This is a genomic window from Trinickia sp. NRRL B-1857, from assembly GCF_050470685.1.
Lineage (GTDB): Bacteria > Pseudomonadota > Gammaproteobacteria > Burkholderiales > Burkholderiaceae > Trinickia.
In genome coordinates this window covers 678,830-694,546 of record NZ_JBFLUK010000001.1, presented here as the reverse complement: position 1 = coordinate 694,546, position 15,717 = coordinate 678,830, and the positions used below count along the sequence as shown (strand labels likewise).

Annotated in this window: 10 protein-coding genes and 1 pseudogene; 6 read left to right on the top strand and 5 right to left on the bottom strand. The window is 63.0% G+C overall.

Annotation, left to right across the window (positions count from 1 at the left end; all coding sequences use genetic code 11):
* Window positions 1–68 precede the first annotated feature (68 nt).
* From AB1286_RS03165 to AB1286_RS03150, 4 genes are all read left to right on the top strand, one after another.
* Window positions 69–1,484, top strand: a complete 1,416-nt coding sequence (locus AB1286_RS03165; RefSeq protein WP_430361892.1) for an NAD(P)/FAD-dependent oxidoreductase — start codon at window positions 69–71, stop codon at window positions 1,482–1,484.
* A 261-nt stretch (window positions 1,485–1,745) separates the two neighbouring features.
* Window positions 1,746–4,706: a molybdopterin oxidoreductase family protein gene (locus tag AB1286_RS03160; protein WP_430361891.1), complete on the top strand. Its 2,961-nt coding sequence runs from the start codon at window positions 1,746–1,748 to the stop codon at window positions 4,704–4,706.
* Entirely contained in the window at window positions 4,703–5,443 is a 741-nt protein-coding gene (locus AB1286_RS03155; RefSeq protein WP_430361890.1) for a 4Fe-4S dicluster domain-containing protein, read from the top strand. The genes AB1286_RS03160 and AB1286_RS03155 overlap by 4 nt, the downstream gene beginning before the upstream one ends.
* A gap of 50 nt (window positions 5,444–5,493) precedes the next feature.
* The gene (locus AB1286_RS03150; RefSeq protein ID WP_430361889.1) at window positions 5,494–6,447 is read left to right on the top strand and encodes a dimethyl sulfoxide reductase anchor subunit family protein; all 954 of its coding nucleotides are present in this window, start codon (window positions 5,494–5,496) and stop codon (window positions 6,445–6,447) included.
* 21 nt (window positions 6,448–6,468) lie between these two features.
* Here the strand turns inward: AB1286_RS03150 and AB1286_RS03145 are convergent, their stop codons facing one another.
* Together AB1286_RS03145 and AB1286_RS03140 are read right to left on the bottom strand one after the other, a co-directional pair.
* The gene (locus AB1286_RS03145; RefSeq protein WP_430361888.1) at window positions 6,469–7,998 is read right to left on the bottom strand and encodes a PLP-dependent aminotransferase family protein; all 1,530 of its coding nucleotides are present in this window, start codon (window positions 7,996–7,998) and stop codon (window positions 6,469–6,471) included.
* 73 nt (window positions 7,999–8,071) lie between these two features.
* Window positions 8,072–9,022, bottom strand: coding sequence for a LysR substrate-binding domain-containing protein (locus AB1286_RS03140; RefSeq protein WP_430361887.1), 951 nt, complete (start codon window positions 9,020–9,022; stop codon window positions 8,072–8,074).
* A 228-nt stretch (window positions 9,023–9,250) separates the two neighbouring features.
* Between AB1286_RS03140 and AB1286_RS03135 the strand changes: the two genes are divergently transcribed.
* Together AB1286_RS03135 and AB1286_RS03130 are read left to right on the top strand one after the other, a co-directional pair.
* The gene (locus AB1286_RS03135; RefSeq protein WP_430361886.1) at window positions 9,251–10,597 is read left to right on the top strand and encodes an MFS transporter; all 1,347 of its coding nucleotides are present in this window, start codon (window positions 9,251–9,253) and stop codon (window positions 10,595–10,597) included.
* A 36-nt stretch (window positions 10,598–10,633) separates the two neighbouring features.
* Entirely contained in the window at window positions 10,634–12,199 is a 1,566-nt protein-coding gene (locus tag AB1286_RS03130) for a sulfatase-like hydrolase/transferase (RefSeq protein ID WP_430361885.1), read from the top strand.
* Window positions 12,200–12,269: 70 nt separating this feature from the next.
* Here AB1286_RS03130 and AB1286_RS03125 read toward each other — a convergent pair whose 3' ends face one another.
* The 3 genes and pseudogenes from AB1286_RS03125 to AB1286_RS03115 form a co-directional block, all read right to left on the bottom strand.
* The gene (locus AB1286_RS03125; RefSeq protein ID WP_430361884.1) at window positions 12,270–12,395 is read right to left on the bottom strand and encodes a hypothetical protein; all 126 of its coding nucleotides are present in this window, start codon (window positions 12,393–12,395) and stop codon (window positions 12,270–12,272) included.
* A gap of 341 nt (window positions 12,396–12,736) precedes the next feature.
* Complete coding sequence (locus tag AB1286_RS03120) at window positions 12,737–14,365, bottom strand: PAS domain S-box protein (protein WP_430361883.1); 1,629 nt, start codon at window positions 14,363–14,365, stop codon at window positions 12,737–12,739.
* Between the two features lie 395 nt (window positions 14,366–14,760).
* Window positions 14,761–15,714, bottom strand: a pseudogene (locus AB1286_RS03115) (bifunctional enoyl-CoA hydratase/phosphate acetyltransferase); the annotation flags it as partial.
* Window positions 15,715–15,717 lie beyond the last annotated feature (3 nt).

Below are 15,717 nucleotides of genomic sequence, written 5' to 3'. Positions count from 1 at the left end.
CAGATCGGATCGCCGCGTCGATGCCTGAACGCAAGGTCGATCGAATAGAACAATCAGGAGATAGGTACATGGAATACACCTCAGTCGAGCGTGCCACGAGCGGTTTCGCGCAGGGCGATGCCGCCGATCGGCGCTACGATCCGACTTACGACCCGCTCGTATCGCCGGGGCCGGGGCAAGGACGAGACTACGCGCCGACATACTGGATTGCGACTGCCGGGAGCCCGCCGCCCGACGACGGCCCCGTTACGAAGGACATGGATGTCGACGTGGCGATCGTCGGCTCCGGCTACACGGGGCTGGCGACGGCGTTGTGCCTAGCGCGCGAGCACGGAATCAAGGCGGTGGTGCTCGAGGCCAACCGAACGAGCTGGGGTTGCAGCAGCCGTAACGGCGGACAGGCGCAAAACGCATCGGGCCGGCTATCGCGTTCGCAGTGGGTCGAACGCTGGGGCAAGGGCATCGCCTTGAAGCTGCACGAGGAAATCCTGCAAGGATTCGATCATTTCAAATCGTTCGTGGCCGAGATCGATTGCGATCCGCAGCCGGGTGGCCATTTCTTGATCGCGCATCGCCCGCGCATCATGGAGAAGCTCGCGGCCGAAGCGAAGGTCTGGAAGGACGTGTTCGGTTATCCGTCCGAGCTGCTTAGCGCCGAGACGTTCCGCCGTGAGTTTTTGAACGATCACGAGGCCGCGGGTGCGCTGCACGAACCCGAAGGGATCGGCATTCACGCGGCCAAGCTTGCGTTCGGCTATCTGCGTCTTGCGCGCGCGGCCGGTGCAAAAGTGCATACGAGCAGCCCGGTGCTCGGCTGGGAAACGATCAATGGCATCCACCATCTGCGTACGCCCGGCGGCATCGTGCGGGCCCGAGCCGTGGGCATTGCGACGGGCGCCTATACGGCGCAGACGTTGCACCCGTCGTTGCGCAGCAAGGTGATGCCGATTCTTTCGAATTCGATGGTCACGCGCGTGCTGACCGACGAGGAAATTAGCGCCTGCAACTTCCGCACGACGCAAGTGCTGACCGATACGCGCACACTGCGCTTTTACTATCGTTTTTTGCCGGACCGGCGTTTGCAGATCGGCAGCCGCAGCGCGATAACGGGTCGCGACGCACCTCATCCTCGGCACTTGGATTTGCTCAAGGAAGGCATGGCCCGCAAGTTCCCGGCATTGCGCGGCGTGCAAATCGACTACTCGTGGTGGGGATGGGTGGACGTGAGTCACGACATGATGCCGCGTATCTGTCAGCCCGATCCCAGACAGTCGGTCTATTACGCACTCGGTTACGGCGGCAACGGCGTGTCGTACTCCCAGCAAGCGGGCCGCCGGCTTGCCGAGCGAATCGCGGGCAAGAGCGCGCATCTAACGCTACCGATCTTCACGAGCCCGCTGCCGGGTCATCCGTTCGCGCCGTTTCGGCGAATCGGGCAGCGTCTGCTTTACCTCCAATATTTCAGGCGCGACGAACGGCCCTGACGGGCTTGCGCGTTACGCCTTACCGCACCCTCGTCGATCGCCGTTACGGCGGCGATCGATCCATTTTTGCGTTCTTCGGCGGAAGAGGCACCTCGACGAACAAGAACTCGTCTCGTATGGGCAGCGACGATCTATAGCGCCAGCCGATAGTTTCAATCATCGAATACGACTTTTTGCCGCTGCCGCTCGCACGTAGCATAGACGCACCAAGTCGCCGCCCGTGGTGCGAGCGCCGACATTATCCGCGAAAGAGGAGCCACGATGGATCATCATGCGCGCACGCAAAACGAGAAGCTCGAGGTCAAGACGACGACCTGCTACATGTGCGCATGCCGTTGCGGCATACGCGTGCATCTGCGCGACGGCGAAGTGCGCTATATCGACGGCAACCCCGATCATCCCTTGAACCAGGGCGTAATTTGCGCGAAAGGCTCCTCGGGGATCATGAAGCAATATTCGCCTGCCCGGCTCACTCGGCCGCTGTTGCGCAAGGCCGGCACCGAGCGCGGGGACGCGCAGTTCGAGCCGATTTCGTGGGATGCGGCGTTCGATATGTTGGGCAAGCGCCTTGCTCATCTGCGGGCGACCGACCCCAAGCAGTTCGCGCTGTTCACGGGCCGCGATCAAATGCAGGCGCTGACCGGCTTGTTCGCCAAGCAGTTCGGCACACCGAACTATGCGGCACACGGCGGTTTTTGCTCGGCGAACATGGCAGCCGGCATGATCTATACGATCGGCGGGTCGTTCTGGGAATTCGGCGGCCCGGATCTCGACAACGCCAAACTGTTTTTCATGATCGGCACGGCGGAAGATCATCACTCCAATCCGTTGAAGATCGCGCTGTCGAAATTCAAGCGTTCCGGTGGGCGCTTCGTTGCGATCAATCCGGTGCGCACCGGTTACGCGGCGATTGCGGACGAATGGATCGCGATTCGTCCCGGTACCGACGGCGCGCTGTTCATGGCGCTGATCCGCGAGCTCATCGAGCACGACGCCTACGATCGAGCCTTCGTCGAGCGCTTCACGAATGCGGGAGAGCTCGTCGATCTGCGTGAAGAGAGCGACACGTTCGGGCTATTCGTGCGCGATCGCGGCGTGCCCGAAATCAATACGCTCTTTCCGCAGGACCATCTATGGTGGGACGCGGTCACGAACCGGGCCGTGCCGAATCACGCCGCCGATGCGAGGCCCGCGCTCGAGGGCCGCTACGTGCTGGCCGACGGAACGCCCGTTGCGCCTTCGTTTGCGTTGCTGCGCGAGCAAGTGGCGCACTGTACGCCGCAGTGGGCGGCGGATATCACCGGGATCGCCGCGGACACGATCGAGCGGATCGCGCGCGAGATGGCCACGGCCGCGCGCGAGCAGCGTATCGTGCTGCCGATTCAATGGACCGATTCTTGGGGAAAGACGCACGATACCGTCGAAGGTGCGCCGATCGCGTTTCACGCCATGCGCGGACTGGCCGCGCACTCGAACGGCTTTCAGACGATTCGCGCCATGGCCGTGTTGATGTCGCTGCTCGGCACGATCGATCGTCCGGGCGGCTTCCGTCACAAGGCGCCGTACCCGCGCGCGGCGCCGCCGTCCGCGAAGCCGCCGAACGATCCCGGCGCAATCAAGCCCAATACGCCGCTCGCCACGGGGCCGCTCGGCTGGCCGGCGGCGCCCTCCGATCTCTTCGTACACGAAGACGGCACGCCCGCGCGTATCGACAAAGCATTCTCCTGGGAGTACCCGCTCGCAGTGCATGGGCTCATGCATTCGGTGATTACGAATGCTTGGCGCGGCGATCCGTATCCGATCGATACGCTGCTGATCTTCATGGCGAACATGGCGTGGAATTCGTCGATGAATCCCGGGCAAGCCCGTAAGATGCTCGTCGATAAACGCGAGGACGGCGAGTATAAGATCCCATTCCTCGTAGTGTGCGATGCATTCGAATCGGAGATGACCGCCTTTGCGGATTTGATCTTGCCCGATACGACATACCTCGAACGGCACGACGTGATGTCGGTGCTGGACCGACCGATCTCCGAGTTCGACGGTCCGGTGGATTCGGTGCGGGTTCCCGTGGTGCCGCCGACCGGGGAATGCAAGCCCTTCCAAGAAGTGCTGATCGAGCTGGCGAGCCGTCTGAAGCTGCCGGCTTTCACGACAGCCGACGGTAAGCGCAAGTTTCGCGACTATCCGGACTTCGTCGTCAACTTTCAGACGGCGCCGGATTCCGGCACGGGCTTTTTGATCGGATGGCGCGGCAAGGACGGGACGAAAGCCGTGGTGGGCGAGCCGAACCCGAATCAGTGGGAGCAATACGCGAAGAACAATTGCGTCTACCACCATCGATTGCCGGAATCGCTACAGTACATGCGCAACTGCAACGGGCCGTATATGCAATGGGCCGTCGAGAACGGGATGCGCAAATTCGACGTGCCGATCGTGATCCAGCTCTATTCCGAGGTGATGCAGACGTTTCGGCTCGCCGCCCAAGGCAAGCGCGCGGGGCGGCAGCCGCCTGAGCACTTGCGCGCACGCATCGAGCGCTATTTCGACCCGTTGCCGTTCTGGTATCCGCCGCTCGAGCGCGACGTGACCGATCTCGATCGCTACCCGCTAGCGGCGATCACGCAGCGGCCGATGGCGATGTATCACTCGTGGGATTCGCAAAACGCGTGGCTCCGTCAAATTCACGGCGAGAACCATCTGTTCGTCAATCCGGCGACGGCTGCGAACGAGGGGATCGAGGACGGAGGCTGGATCTATGTCGAGTCGCCTTGGGGCAAGGTGCGTTGCCGGGCGCGTTATAGCGAGGCGGTGGAGCCCGGAACCGTATGGACCTGGAATGCGATCGGCAAGGCGGCCGGTGCTTGGAACTTGAGTCCCGACGCCGGGGAATCCCAGCGCGGCTTCTTGCTGAACCACGTCATCGCCGACGAGTTGCCGAGCGATACGCGTACCGGCGAGCGCATGTCCAATTCCGATCCGATCACGGGCCAAGCCGGCTGGTATGACGTGCGCGTGCGCATCTACCCGGCCGAGGCCGAGGCGGCGACGACGCTACCGCAGTTCGCGCCGATGCGGCCGATGCCCGGGACGACGAACGTCGTACAACGCGTGCAAGCCTATTTCGCGGGCAAGGGCGAATTCGCGGCGCGGTTGCGCCGGGCCGCTTCGTTCGGCGAGGCGCCGCGCGACGCACGCCGCAAACAGGGAGACGAGCAATGACGCAGATGGCGCTGGTCATCGATCTGAACGTATGCGTGGGGTGTCATGCCTGCGTGACGAGCTGCAAGGAATGGAATACGTCGGGCGAGGCGGGCAGCCTGACCGACGCTCGCCCCTATGACGACGACCCGTCGGGCACCTTCTTTAATCGTGTGCAGACATACGAAGCCGGTGTGTTCCCGATGACGGACACGATTCATCTCCCGAAATCGTGTCTGCATTGCGAGGACCCGCCGTGCGTGCCCGTTTGTCCGACCGGCGCGAGCTACAAGCGCAAGTCCGACGGTATCGTGCTGGTCGACTACGACAAGTGCATCGGCTGCAAGTACTGCGCGTGGGCTTGTCCCTACGGTGCGCGCGAACTCGACGAGGGCCGCAAGGAGATGACGAAGTGCACGCTGTGCGCGGACCGGATCGACAATCCTGCGCTGCCGGAACGCGATCGCAAGCCTGCGTGCGTGCTTGCTTGCCCGACGTCGGCGCGGATCTTCGGCGATATCCACGACCCTGAATCGGACGTGTCGCGCGCGATTCGCGAACGCGGCGGCTATCAACTGATGCCCGAGTGGGACACGAAGCCTTCGAATCATTACCTGCCGCGCGTGAAGACCGAATCGTCGTGCGGTTGCGGTAAAGGCGGCGGGTGCGGCACCGGTGCGAGCGCACGCGACGAGTCGTTCGAAGCACGTTTCGAACGCGGCGAGATCGATCTCGCGGCCTTGGCGGTGCATCGATAGCGGCCGGTTCGCGCTAAATGTTCCCTTATCGGTATTGACGGAGTCTATTCATGCGGCCCGCTTTCTCGGTCATTTTTCTCACTACGCTGTGCGGCGCAGCGCAGGGGCTGTTGCTCGCGCTCGTCGGTGTGCAAGTCGCTTCGGGGATGTTGGGGCTCGAAGTGCCTTCGGCGTTCTACGTTTGCGGTGCGGCGCTGGCGGTCGTGCTCGGCATCCTAGGCCTCGTCGCGTCGTTTTTCCACCTCGGCCATCCGGAGCGCGCGTGGCGGGCGATCGCGATGTGGCGTACGTCGTGGCTATCGCGCGAATGCATTGCGTTGCCCATGTTCTTGGCGCTCGCGGCGGCATACGGCGCGGCGCATTGGGTAGGAGCAAGTGTTGCGCTCGAGCTGACGATCGGCGCGCTCGCCGCCGCAGCCAGCCTCGCGCTATTCGTCTGCACGGCGATGATCTATGCGTGTCTCCGTTTTCTGCAAGAGTGGGCGAGCCCGCTTACGCTCGTGAATTTCGTGCTGCTCGGGTGCGCATCCGGATGCACGCTGGCGACGGCTTGCGCCGCATGGCTCGCCCCGACGCTTATGGCGGGCCTGGCATCGTGCGCCGGCGCACTGACGCTCGCGGGCTGCGCGACACGCCTCGCTTCGCTTGCGCGCAACGTCCGGTTGAAGCCCAAGTCGACGGTTCAAAGCGCGACGGGCATCCGCAATACCAAGGTGACGCAAACTTCGCGCGGCTTCACGGCGAGCGCATTCAATACGCGCGAGTTTTTTCACGGATGCGGCGGCGATACGCTGCGTGTCGTCAAGGTGGGCTTTTTGGCCGGAGCGTTCGCAGTGCCGATGGTTCTGATCGGGGCGGGTGTGTGGGCAGCGCGACCGGGCGCGGCGGCCGTCGCGCTAAGCGGCGCATTTGTCATTCAGTATGCCGGGCTGCTCGCCGAACGTTGGTTCTTTTTCGCGGACGCCCGTCATCCGCAGAACATCTACTATCAGCGCGCGTCTTGACGGGCGCCCGCGCCCGCACCATCAGATACCGGTCGCCTGTGCGTCCACGCACTGCGCGAGGGCGCGCACGCCGGCGTCGATCTTCTCCGGCGCGATCGCCGAGAAGCCCATGCGGAAATAGCGTCGCGCCTCTTTGTCGTCGTTCATAAAGAACACGTTGCCCGGCTCGATCAGTACGCCGACGGCTTGCGCGTCGGCGGCAAGACGCTCGGCATCGAGCCACTCCGGCCCTTCCACCCATGACGAGGCACCGCCCGTGATGGGCACGTAGCGCGCTTGTGGAAGATGCGCGTCGAGCGCCGCCATTAGGGCTTGCGAGCGGTCTCGGTATGCGTGCGCGAGCCGCCGCAGCAACGCATCGTGATGTCCCAAGGCGAGGAAGGTCGCGAACGCGCGCTGCACGTAGCCCACAGGATGGCGCACCATCAACCGCCGCAATGCACGCAACTCGCGGATGAGTTCGCGCGGGCCCACGACATAGCCCAAGCGCAGTCCCGGCGCGAACGTCTTCGAGAGGCTGCCGACGTAAATGACGCGATCGGCCGTATCGAGACTCTTCAATGCTGGGTGCGGCGTGCCGGAAAACGTGTTCTCGCTTTCGTAGTCGTCTTCCACGATGACGAAATCGTGCTTGTGCGCGCGCTCGAGCAGCGCGCGCCGCCGCTCGAGCGGCATCGTGGCCGTCGTGGGGCACTGGTGGCTCGGCGTCACGTACACGTAGTCGCAACGAGCAAGCGAATCGTCGAGTGCCTCCGGCGCGATGCCGTTGCTGTCCACGCGCAGCGGCAGCAGCCGCGCATTGCGATTTTCGAAGATGTTGCGCGCATCGGGGTAGCCCGGGTTCTCGAATCCGACCGTCGTATCATCGTCGCAGAGCAAATCGGCAATCAGGTACAGGGCCTGCTGACAGCCGTTCGTGATGATGATCTCGTCGGGCATCGCGAATACGCCACGGCGAGGCAAGACGCGCGTGCGGATCTGCTGGATCAGCGATTCGTCGTCGCGCTCGATCAAATCGGGCGCCCAGTTGCGGATCTCCATGATCGACAGCGCTTTCATGCAGCACTCTCGCCAGTCGTTGGTCGGAAAGAGCGATTGATCGAATTGCCCGTAGATGAAGGGGAATTCGTAGTGCTGCCAGTTGGCGGGCTTGACGATATTGCGCTGCTGCGAGGGGGGATTCGAGATCCGTTTGCGCCATACCGGGCGTGCGGCGATGTCGTCGTCGGGAGGCGCCGATGCGGGCGGCGCGCAGCGCGAGGCGGCCGCGCCGCGCAGCATTTCCGGGTGGACGAAGTGCCCGCTGCGCTCGCGGGAAATCAAATAGCCTTCCTCGACGAGCATTTGATAAGCGAGCACGACGGTATTGCGTGCGACGCCGAGTTGGTCGGCGAGCTCGCGGCTCGACGGCAGCGCGACATCGGGCGGCAATTGGCCGTCGAGGATGGCGGCCACGAGCATCTGCCGGATCTGATCTTGCAGGCTCGTCTTCGATGCCGACGACCGCGTGAATTGCTGGGCCCATAGGGCCGCCGGTGTGCGGCTCGGCATGCTGACTCCTAACGTTGATCGAGGATCGAAACGGCGCTGCGTACTGCGATGATAAAGGCGATGCGCACCCGGCTCAAATGCGTGTTTGCTCGGCTGCGTCGGCCAAACACGAGCGAAAGAGCGCACAGGCGGGCGTGTCTTGCGCATCGGCGCACCAGGTCGTGCTGACGGGCCCGAGCGCCGCGCCGAGACTCAGCGGAAGGATTTTGAGCGTGCCATTCTCCTCGTGATGCCGCGCGAGCGAACGAGGTAGCAGGCCGAGCATCGGGCACGCCTGCAACATCGCCACATTGGCGTCGATCACCACCGACTCCACGGTATTGATCGGCGTATCGACCCCGTGCGCGTTCAGCACGGAGAGCAAGTGCCGATGCATCGGCGCACCGGCACTCGGCACGATCCAAGCCAAACCGGCCAGGTCGGCCCATTTGATGCGCTTGCGGCGCGCGAGCGGATGCGTGCGCGCAACGACGATGACGGTAGGGTCGTCGAAGAGCGATTGGGTGGCGAATTCCGGTGCCGCGAGCCCGCGGGCCTGGCGCCCCACGATCATATCGAGCTGGCCCGCGCGCAGCGCCGGCACGAGTTGATCGAGCGTGCCTTCGTGCAGACAGACGGTGGCGGTGGGCGCGCGCTGCTTGAATAACGCCACTGCCGCCGGTATTAGGATCGGCGCGGCTACCGACAACACGCCCACCTCGACACGGCCCTCAGTGCCGCCGGACATCGCGTGCAACTCCTCGCTGGCGCGCTGCGCGAGCAGCAGCAGCTCGCGCGCATGGCGAATCATGCATTCGCCATGCGCCGTGGGACGAATGCGCCGGCCGTCGCGCTCGAAGAGCGCTACCCCGATGCCTTTTTCCATTTCGCCGAGCATCTTCGAGACCGCCGGCTGCGTGACGTGCAACGCGCTCGCCACTTTACCCACCGTCTGCCGTTCGGCGAGAGCCACCAGCAATTGCAAATGGCGCAGCTTCAATTGACGAGAGAAGTAACTGTCGATCGCGGTGCGATCGAGCGGCATGGCGGCAGGGAGCTTCGACCCGGAAATCACAATCCATAACCTTTATTTTATGAATCGAAGGCAATATCTCATTGGACCGTCACGATGTAAATGAGGACAATCGACGATGCATGCCGAGATTGCAATGCCGGTAGCGCGACCTTTAAGGCCCGCGCTACCGAGACGACTTAAACACGAGACGCCGCCGCGCCCAACCGCGGGAACGGCCGCAGCTATCAGGAGATGACCATGCGGATTCACCCGGCGCTGCCCCGCGCGAACCGGCGGGCTATCGTCGCCAGCACGATCGGCAACGCTTTCGAGTGGTACGACTTCATCGTGTTCGGCTTTCTATCGGTCGTCATTGCGCGGCAGTTTTTCCCGTCTTCCGATCCGACGGTTTCGATGCTGATGACGACGGCCACTTTCGGCAGTGCGTTCTTGATGCGGCCGATCGGCGGCATCTTGCTTGGGATCTACGCCGACCGCGCCGGACGTAAAGCGGCGCTCTCGCTCGTCATCGCCTTGATGACCGTGTCGTCGGCCATGATGGCGTTCACACCGGGCTACGCGACGATCGGCATTGCGGCGCCGATCATCGTCGTGCTGGCGCGATTGCTTCAGGGGCTATCGGCGGGAGGCGAGTTCGGCAGCGCTACGTCGATGTTGATCGAATATGCGCCGCCGGATCGGCGCGGCTTTTATGGAAGCTGGCAAAACTTCGGCCAATTCGTGGCGGCCGTGACGGCGGCGCTGATGGGAGCCCTCGTCACGCGCGGACTCAGCGAACATGCCCTCGATGCCTGGGGATGGCGCATTCCGTTTCTGTTCGGCCTCTTGATCGGGCCTGTCGGTTTTTACATTCGTACGCGATTGCACGAACCGCCTGCCTTCGAGCAAAGCGGCGATACGAACGAATCCGGCCGGGCGCCGCCGTCCGCCAAGCGCACCTCGACGCTTGCGATCGTCTGGCGCGAGCACCAGGCCGCGCTCTGGATCGCCTTCGGGCTCGTCGTGGCCAGCTCGGTCGCGCAATACGTGCTCAACGTCTATCTGCCCGCGTATTCGGTGCGGCAACTCGGGTTGCCTGTGTCCGCACCGTTTATCGTGCTCGTGGCCACGGGCACATTGCGGATGATTTTGACGCCGCTGTTCGGCTTGCTGTCCGATCGCATCGGCCGCAAGCCGGTGATGGGGGCGTCGATGGCGCTTTACGTCGTGAGTATCTATCCGCTATTCGTCTGGCTCGTGGCCGGGCCGAGCTTGCCGCGGCTGCTGTCCGTCGAACTGGTGTTTGCCGTGCTGATGGCGGCCGCGCTGGGACCGGCCTCGACCGCGCTCGCCGAATTGTTTCCCGCCCAGGTGCGCGCAACCGGGCTTTCGATTTCCTACAACGTGGCTACGACGCTGTTCGGCGGCTTCTCGCCGTTTCTCGTGACCTGGCTCATCGATGCGACCGGCAACAAGATGATGCCGGCGTACTTCGTCACGGCGGCGATGCTGGTCGGTCTTATCGCGCTGCGCCCGATGCCCGATCTCGCGCCGCGTGCCGCCGCATCGCGTGGGGCCGCGCGCGACCGCGCGCTATCGCGCTGAGTGTCCGGATCCCGCCTCGAATTCGAATACTGAAAGATGTCGACGATACGCAATGTGCTTTTCGTGATGTGCGACCAGTTGCGGGCAGATCATCTGTCTTGCTATGGCCACCCCTATCTCGCCACGCCGAACATCGATCGCTTAGCCCGGCGCGGCGTGAAGTTCGACCGAGCCTTCGTGCAGTCGGGCGTATGCGGCCCGTCGCGCATGTCTTTTTACACGGGCCGTTACGTGGCGAGCCACGGGGCGACATGGAATCGCGTTCCGCTTTCGATCGACGAGATCACGCTCGGCGAATACCTTGCCGAGCGCGATATGAAGCTCGCGCTCGTCGGCAAGACGCACGTCATGCCGGATAACCGGGGATTGCAGCGTCTCGATTTAGACGGCGGCAATGCCTTGGGTGCGTTGCTGCGCGAGGGGCATTTCACGCTCGTCGATCGCTACGACGGTCATCACGCCGAACCGGCGGGCGGCTACGCCGGCTATCTGCGCGAACGCGGTTATCGAAGCGACGATCCGTGGACCGACTATGTGATTTCGGCGCAGGACGAGCAGGGCCGCATCGTCAGCGGCTGGCAGATGCGCAACGTGCACTTGCCGGCGCGCGTGCGGGAAGCCGATTCGGAGACGGCCTACAGCACCGATCAGGCGATCCGTTTCATCGAGGGGCAAGGGGATGCGCCCTGGGCGATGCATTTGTCTTATGTGAAGCCGCATTGGCCGTATATGGCGCCGGCGCCTTATCACCGCAAGTATTCGTTCGACCAATGCTTGCCGGTGCGACGATCGCAACGCGAGCGCGCGGCGCCGCATCCGGTAACGGGTGCGTACTTCCAGCAAGAGGAATGCGCCAATTTCATGCGCGACGAGGTCGTCGCGAAGGTGCGGCCCGCTTACCAAGGTTTGATCGGCCAGCTCGACGATCATCTCGGCAGGCTTTGGGAGACGCTGGACAAGCTGGGTCGCTGGAAGGACACGTTGATTGTCTTCACCGCAGACCATGGCGATTTTCTTGGCGACCACTGGCTCGGCGAAAAGGAATTGTTTTACGACACCGTGCAGCGCGTGCCGTACATCGTCTACGATCCTTCGCCCGAAGCCGACGCCACGCGCGGCCGCGCCGATTCGCGTTTCGTGGAGGCGATCGACACGGTACCGACGATCTTGGATGCACTCGGCATGCCGATCCCGGCGCACCGCATCGAAGGTCGTTCTCTATTGGCGCTGACGCGCGCAGCGGATGCGGGCACGCCGTGGCGCGACGCGGTTTTCTCCGAACTCGACTACAGCTATCGGCAAGCGCGTTTATTGCTCGGCCGCGAGCCCGATGCGTGTCGCGGCTGGATGGTGCGAACGGATGCGTGGAAATATATCCATTGGCAGGGCTTTGCGCCGCAGCTCTTCGATTTGCACGCCGACCCCGAGGAGTTCGTCGACCTCGGAACGGATCCCGCGTTCGGTGCGGTAAGGCAGGCGATGCGCGAGCGTTTGCTTGCGTGGACGCTCGGCCTGAAAAACCGCACGACGGTCACCGAGGACGACGTGGAATGCGGCACGCACCGATACAAGCGCGCCGGCGTGTTCTACGGCGTTTGGTAGATTTGTGAACGGCGGCTGCATCTCGCCTGTCTGCGCGGCTGCGGGTAGGCGAGAAGGGGCCGGATCGCCATTAGCTGGCGATATGTAGGAGTACGAAGTGAAGCGCTTGAACAAGCGCTTCACGCATTTCCATCGGCCTGAGCTCATAGGCGAGCCCGACCGGACAGCTCAATAGAGCAATCACGAGATATTTCATTTTGGCCTCCTCACGGACGGGAATCGTGAGGTTGATTGGCCAAGAACAGAGCAGATGCCGTGCCATCGACGTTCGTTGCAGGGACGACGCGAGATAGCGCCCGCTGAAGAGGGCTAGACGTTTCGCGCTCGAAACGCGAGACCTCGACGCGCGCGTTTTCGGCAAGGGATGGATGAAAGCGGCGGCAAAAACGACGCTCGCTTCATTGTCGCTCCGCGCTCGACAATGGCCGCTTTCGGGGGCTCGAGGGGTGGTTTCAAGAAAATGCCGGTCGAGGCCACGGCCGTATGCGGGCGCACAAAACCGTCGCAAGAATGAAACGTCGCGGTCGGTGCGGGGCGTTAAGCTTCCTCGGCTTCCACCACGGCAAGAGGGAGCGTCGCGGCCAGTACGAAACCCGATCCCGGCGACGTCGTGATTTGGATGTCGCCGCCTAACAGGGCAGCTCGCTCCCGTATTCCGAGCAAGCCGAACGAGCGCAGGCCCGCGTTCATGTCGAAGGCGGCGCCGCGGCCGTTATCGGCAACGCGTACGACGCAATACGAGTCGTCGCACGCTAGGTTCAGCACGACTTCGGTCGCGCCCGAATGTCGGGCCACGTTCGCGAGCGCCTCCTGAATGATCCGGAACAATTCGATGCGGCTGGCCCGATTGAACGTGATCGCGTGCGCATCGATGTGGCGCACGATACGCACGTTATGGCGCCTTGAAAACTCGTTCGCGAGCCAGTCGATCGCGGCGATCAGGCCGAGATCGTCGAGCATGGCCGGGCGAAGTTCGGCCGCGATTTGCCGCACGGAATCGATGAGTTTATCGACGAGGGCTGCCGCCGCACGCGGGTTGCGCCTGATGGAGGCGCTCGAATCGTCGCTGGGGAGGGCATTTTCCATCATTGCGACCGCCATTTTGAGCGCGCTTAGCTTCTGGGCGAAGTCATCGTGCAGTTCGCGGGCGATGCGCCCGTTTTCTTCCTCGCGGATCTGTAGGATGTGCGCGGACAGATGCCGTAGCTCTTCGCGCGAAATACGCAGCGCTTCCTCGGCGCGCTTGCGTTCGCCGATATCCGCAACGACGGAGATGAAATAGTCGGGTATGCCTCCGTTATCGCGCACTAACGCGACGGTCAGCTCGATCCACAATTCGCTAGCATCTTTTTTTAGGTAGCGCTTTTCGAGCGTGTACGTATCGAGCCGTCCATCGAGAATCTCGCGCATTTGCGCGAGGTCGGTGTCGAGATCGTCGGGGTGCGTGATGTCCTGAAAGGTTTTGGACAAGAGCTCGTCGCGCGTGTAGCCGACGATATCGCACAGCTTTTGATTCACGCGCAACCAGCGCCCGCTCGTCCCCACGTGCGCGATACCCACGGCGGCCTGCTCGAACGTGGTCCGAAAGCGCGTTTCGCTGTCGCATAGCGATTGCAACGTATGTTCGAGTTCCTCGCTTTTTTGACGAAGCGAATCGGCTACGCGCTCGAGCTCGGCGGTGCGCTGCGCGACGCGCTGCTCTAGTTCGCGATTCAGTTCCTGCAACTGGAATTCCGTTTCGCGCCGCGCGGCGATCTCGCGAAGGAGGTTGTCGTTGGCGGCTTTCAGTTGCCTAGGACTCGGTAGGGCAAGCGCCTTCGGTATGAGCGGCCAAACGACGACGGCGGTGGCGAGCGAGGCGATCGCGGTGATCGTTTTCACGCTTGCATCGAGCCAATACTCGGGCTGCCAGATATCCAAAATGGCGATGAGATGAGTCGTGCCGCATGCGAGGATAAACAGCGCGAACATAAGAAACAGCCAACTGAATGGCAGTTCGCTGCGGCGGCGCGAAAGCGTCCACAGTGCAATGGGAATCGAGTAGTACGACAACGCGATGACCGCATCCGCGCCGACATAAGTCCAAAGCAGTCCGGGAGACCATTGAAAGCAATAACCGTGCGGCATGAATCCCGCGGACGTAAACCATCCAGCGATAGCGTTCATCGGATCCTCGCCAACGCCATATCGACGTCTCCCTCGAGTGCGAAGCGTGGCTGCGGTCGCCCCTGCGGCGATTCGCATGGAAGTGGGACCCAAGCGGCAATAGAGAGCGGATCGATCGTCAACGTCGGACGACTCGAGTGTCCCCGCCTGGACGCCTGGAAAATCACCGGATTCACTAGATCGTACGAAGTATAGTCAAGCGCCTGCAATTTAAAAGAGGGCGCGCAAGGGCACCGGCCAACGTTGGAATAAGTGACACTTGCAACGCAATGTTCGGATTGACGCGGAGTCGATCGTTGCCGCCGGATTGCGTTTTTTTATGCAATGCAATTAAGGGGCGGCGCCGAAAGAAAACCCATAATTACGATTCGGTTTTCCCTCGGCGGGGGCGAAATTTACTCGACGTGGATTGCCGCGTCGCCCAAATCGGATTTCGCGGTGCGCTCGGCGAGGAGCTTGGCGAGCGCCGCCGATGCCAGGCGTACGCGCAGCGAATCGGCGCGGCTCGTGAGAATGATCGGCAAACGCGCGCCGAGCACGAGGCCGGCACCGTCCGCGCCCGCGAAATACATCAGTTGCTTGGCAAGCATGTTGCCGGCTTCGAGATCGGGCATCAGCAGGATGTCCGCTTGGCCGGCGACGGGAGAGACGATGCCCTTGGTTTTCGCCGCCGCGAGATCGACCGCGTTGTCGAACGCGAGGGGACCGTCCACGAGGCCGCCCGTAATTTGGCCGCGCCGGGCCATGACGGTCAGCGCGGCGGCGTCGAGCGTGGATTGCATCTTGGGATTGACGGTTTCGACCGCGGCAAGAATCGCCACGCGCGGCTCTTCGACGCCCATTGCGCGCAGAAAGTCGATCGCATTCTGGCAAATATCGCGCTTTTGCTCGAGGTTCGGCGCGATGTTGATCGCCGCATCCGTGATCACGAGCGGCTTCGGATAGGCGGGCACATCCATCGCATAGATGTGACTGATACGCCGCTCCGTGCGCAGTCCCGAGCCCGGCGCGACCACGGCGGCGAGCAATTCGTCGGTATGCAGGCTGCCTTTCATCAATGCCGCGACCTTGCCGGAAGATCCCAACTCGACAGCGCGCGCGGCAGCGGCATGGCTATGTTCGACAGCCTCGATCGGCATGCCGTCGAGGTCGATCCCGGCGGCGCTCGCGGCGGCACGGATCTTCGCTTCCGGGCCGACCAGAATCGGCTCGAGCAGATTGGCCTCGCGCGCCTCGACGGCTGCGCGGATCGCTTCGGGCGAGCATGGATGGACGATCGCGGTGCGCAGCGCCGGGTGGCGGCGCGCGTCGCGAATGAAGGCTTCATAGCGATCGTGATGATGTGCCGCCGA

Coding starts and splice junctions, on each gene's coding strand:
- AB1286_RS03165 (WP_430361892.1), top strand. CDS start 69: ATGGAATACACCTCAGTCGAGCGTGCCACGAGCGGTTTCGCGCAGGGC.
- AB1286_RS03160 (WP_430361891.1), top strand. CDS start 1,746: ATGGATCATCATGCGCGCACGCAAAACGAGAAGCTCGAGGTCAAGACG.
- AB1286_RS03155 (WP_430361890.1), top strand. CDS start 4,703: ATGACGCAGATGGCGCTGGTCATCGATCTGAACGTATGCGTGGGGTGT.
- AB1286_RS03150 (WP_430361889.1), top strand. CDS start 5,494: ATGCGGCCCGCTTTCTCGGTCATTTTTCTCACTACGCTGTGCGGCGCA.
- AB1286_RS03145 (WP_430361888.1), bottom strand. CDS start 7,998: ATGCCGAGCCGCACACCGGCGGCCCTATGGGCCCAGCAATTCACGCGG.
- AB1286_RS03140 (WP_430361887.1), bottom strand. CDS start 9,022: ATGCCGCTCGATCGCACCGCGATCGACAGTTACTTCTCTCGTCAATTG.
- AB1286_RS03135 (WP_430361886.1), top strand. CDS start 9,251: ATGCGGATTCACCCGGCGCTGCCCCGCGCGAACCGGCGGGCTATCGTC.
- AB1286_RS03130 (WP_430361885.1), top strand. CDS start 10,634: ATGTCGACGATACGCAATGTGCTTTTCGTGATGTGCGACCAGTTGCGG.
- AB1286_RS03125 (WP_430361884.1), bottom strand. CDS start 12,395: ATGAAATATCTCGTGATTGCTCTATTGAGCTGTCCGGTCGGGCTCGCC.
- AB1286_RS03120 (WP_430361883.1), bottom strand. CDS start 14,365: ATGAACGCTATCGCTGGATGGTTTACGTCCGCGGGATTCATGCCGCAC.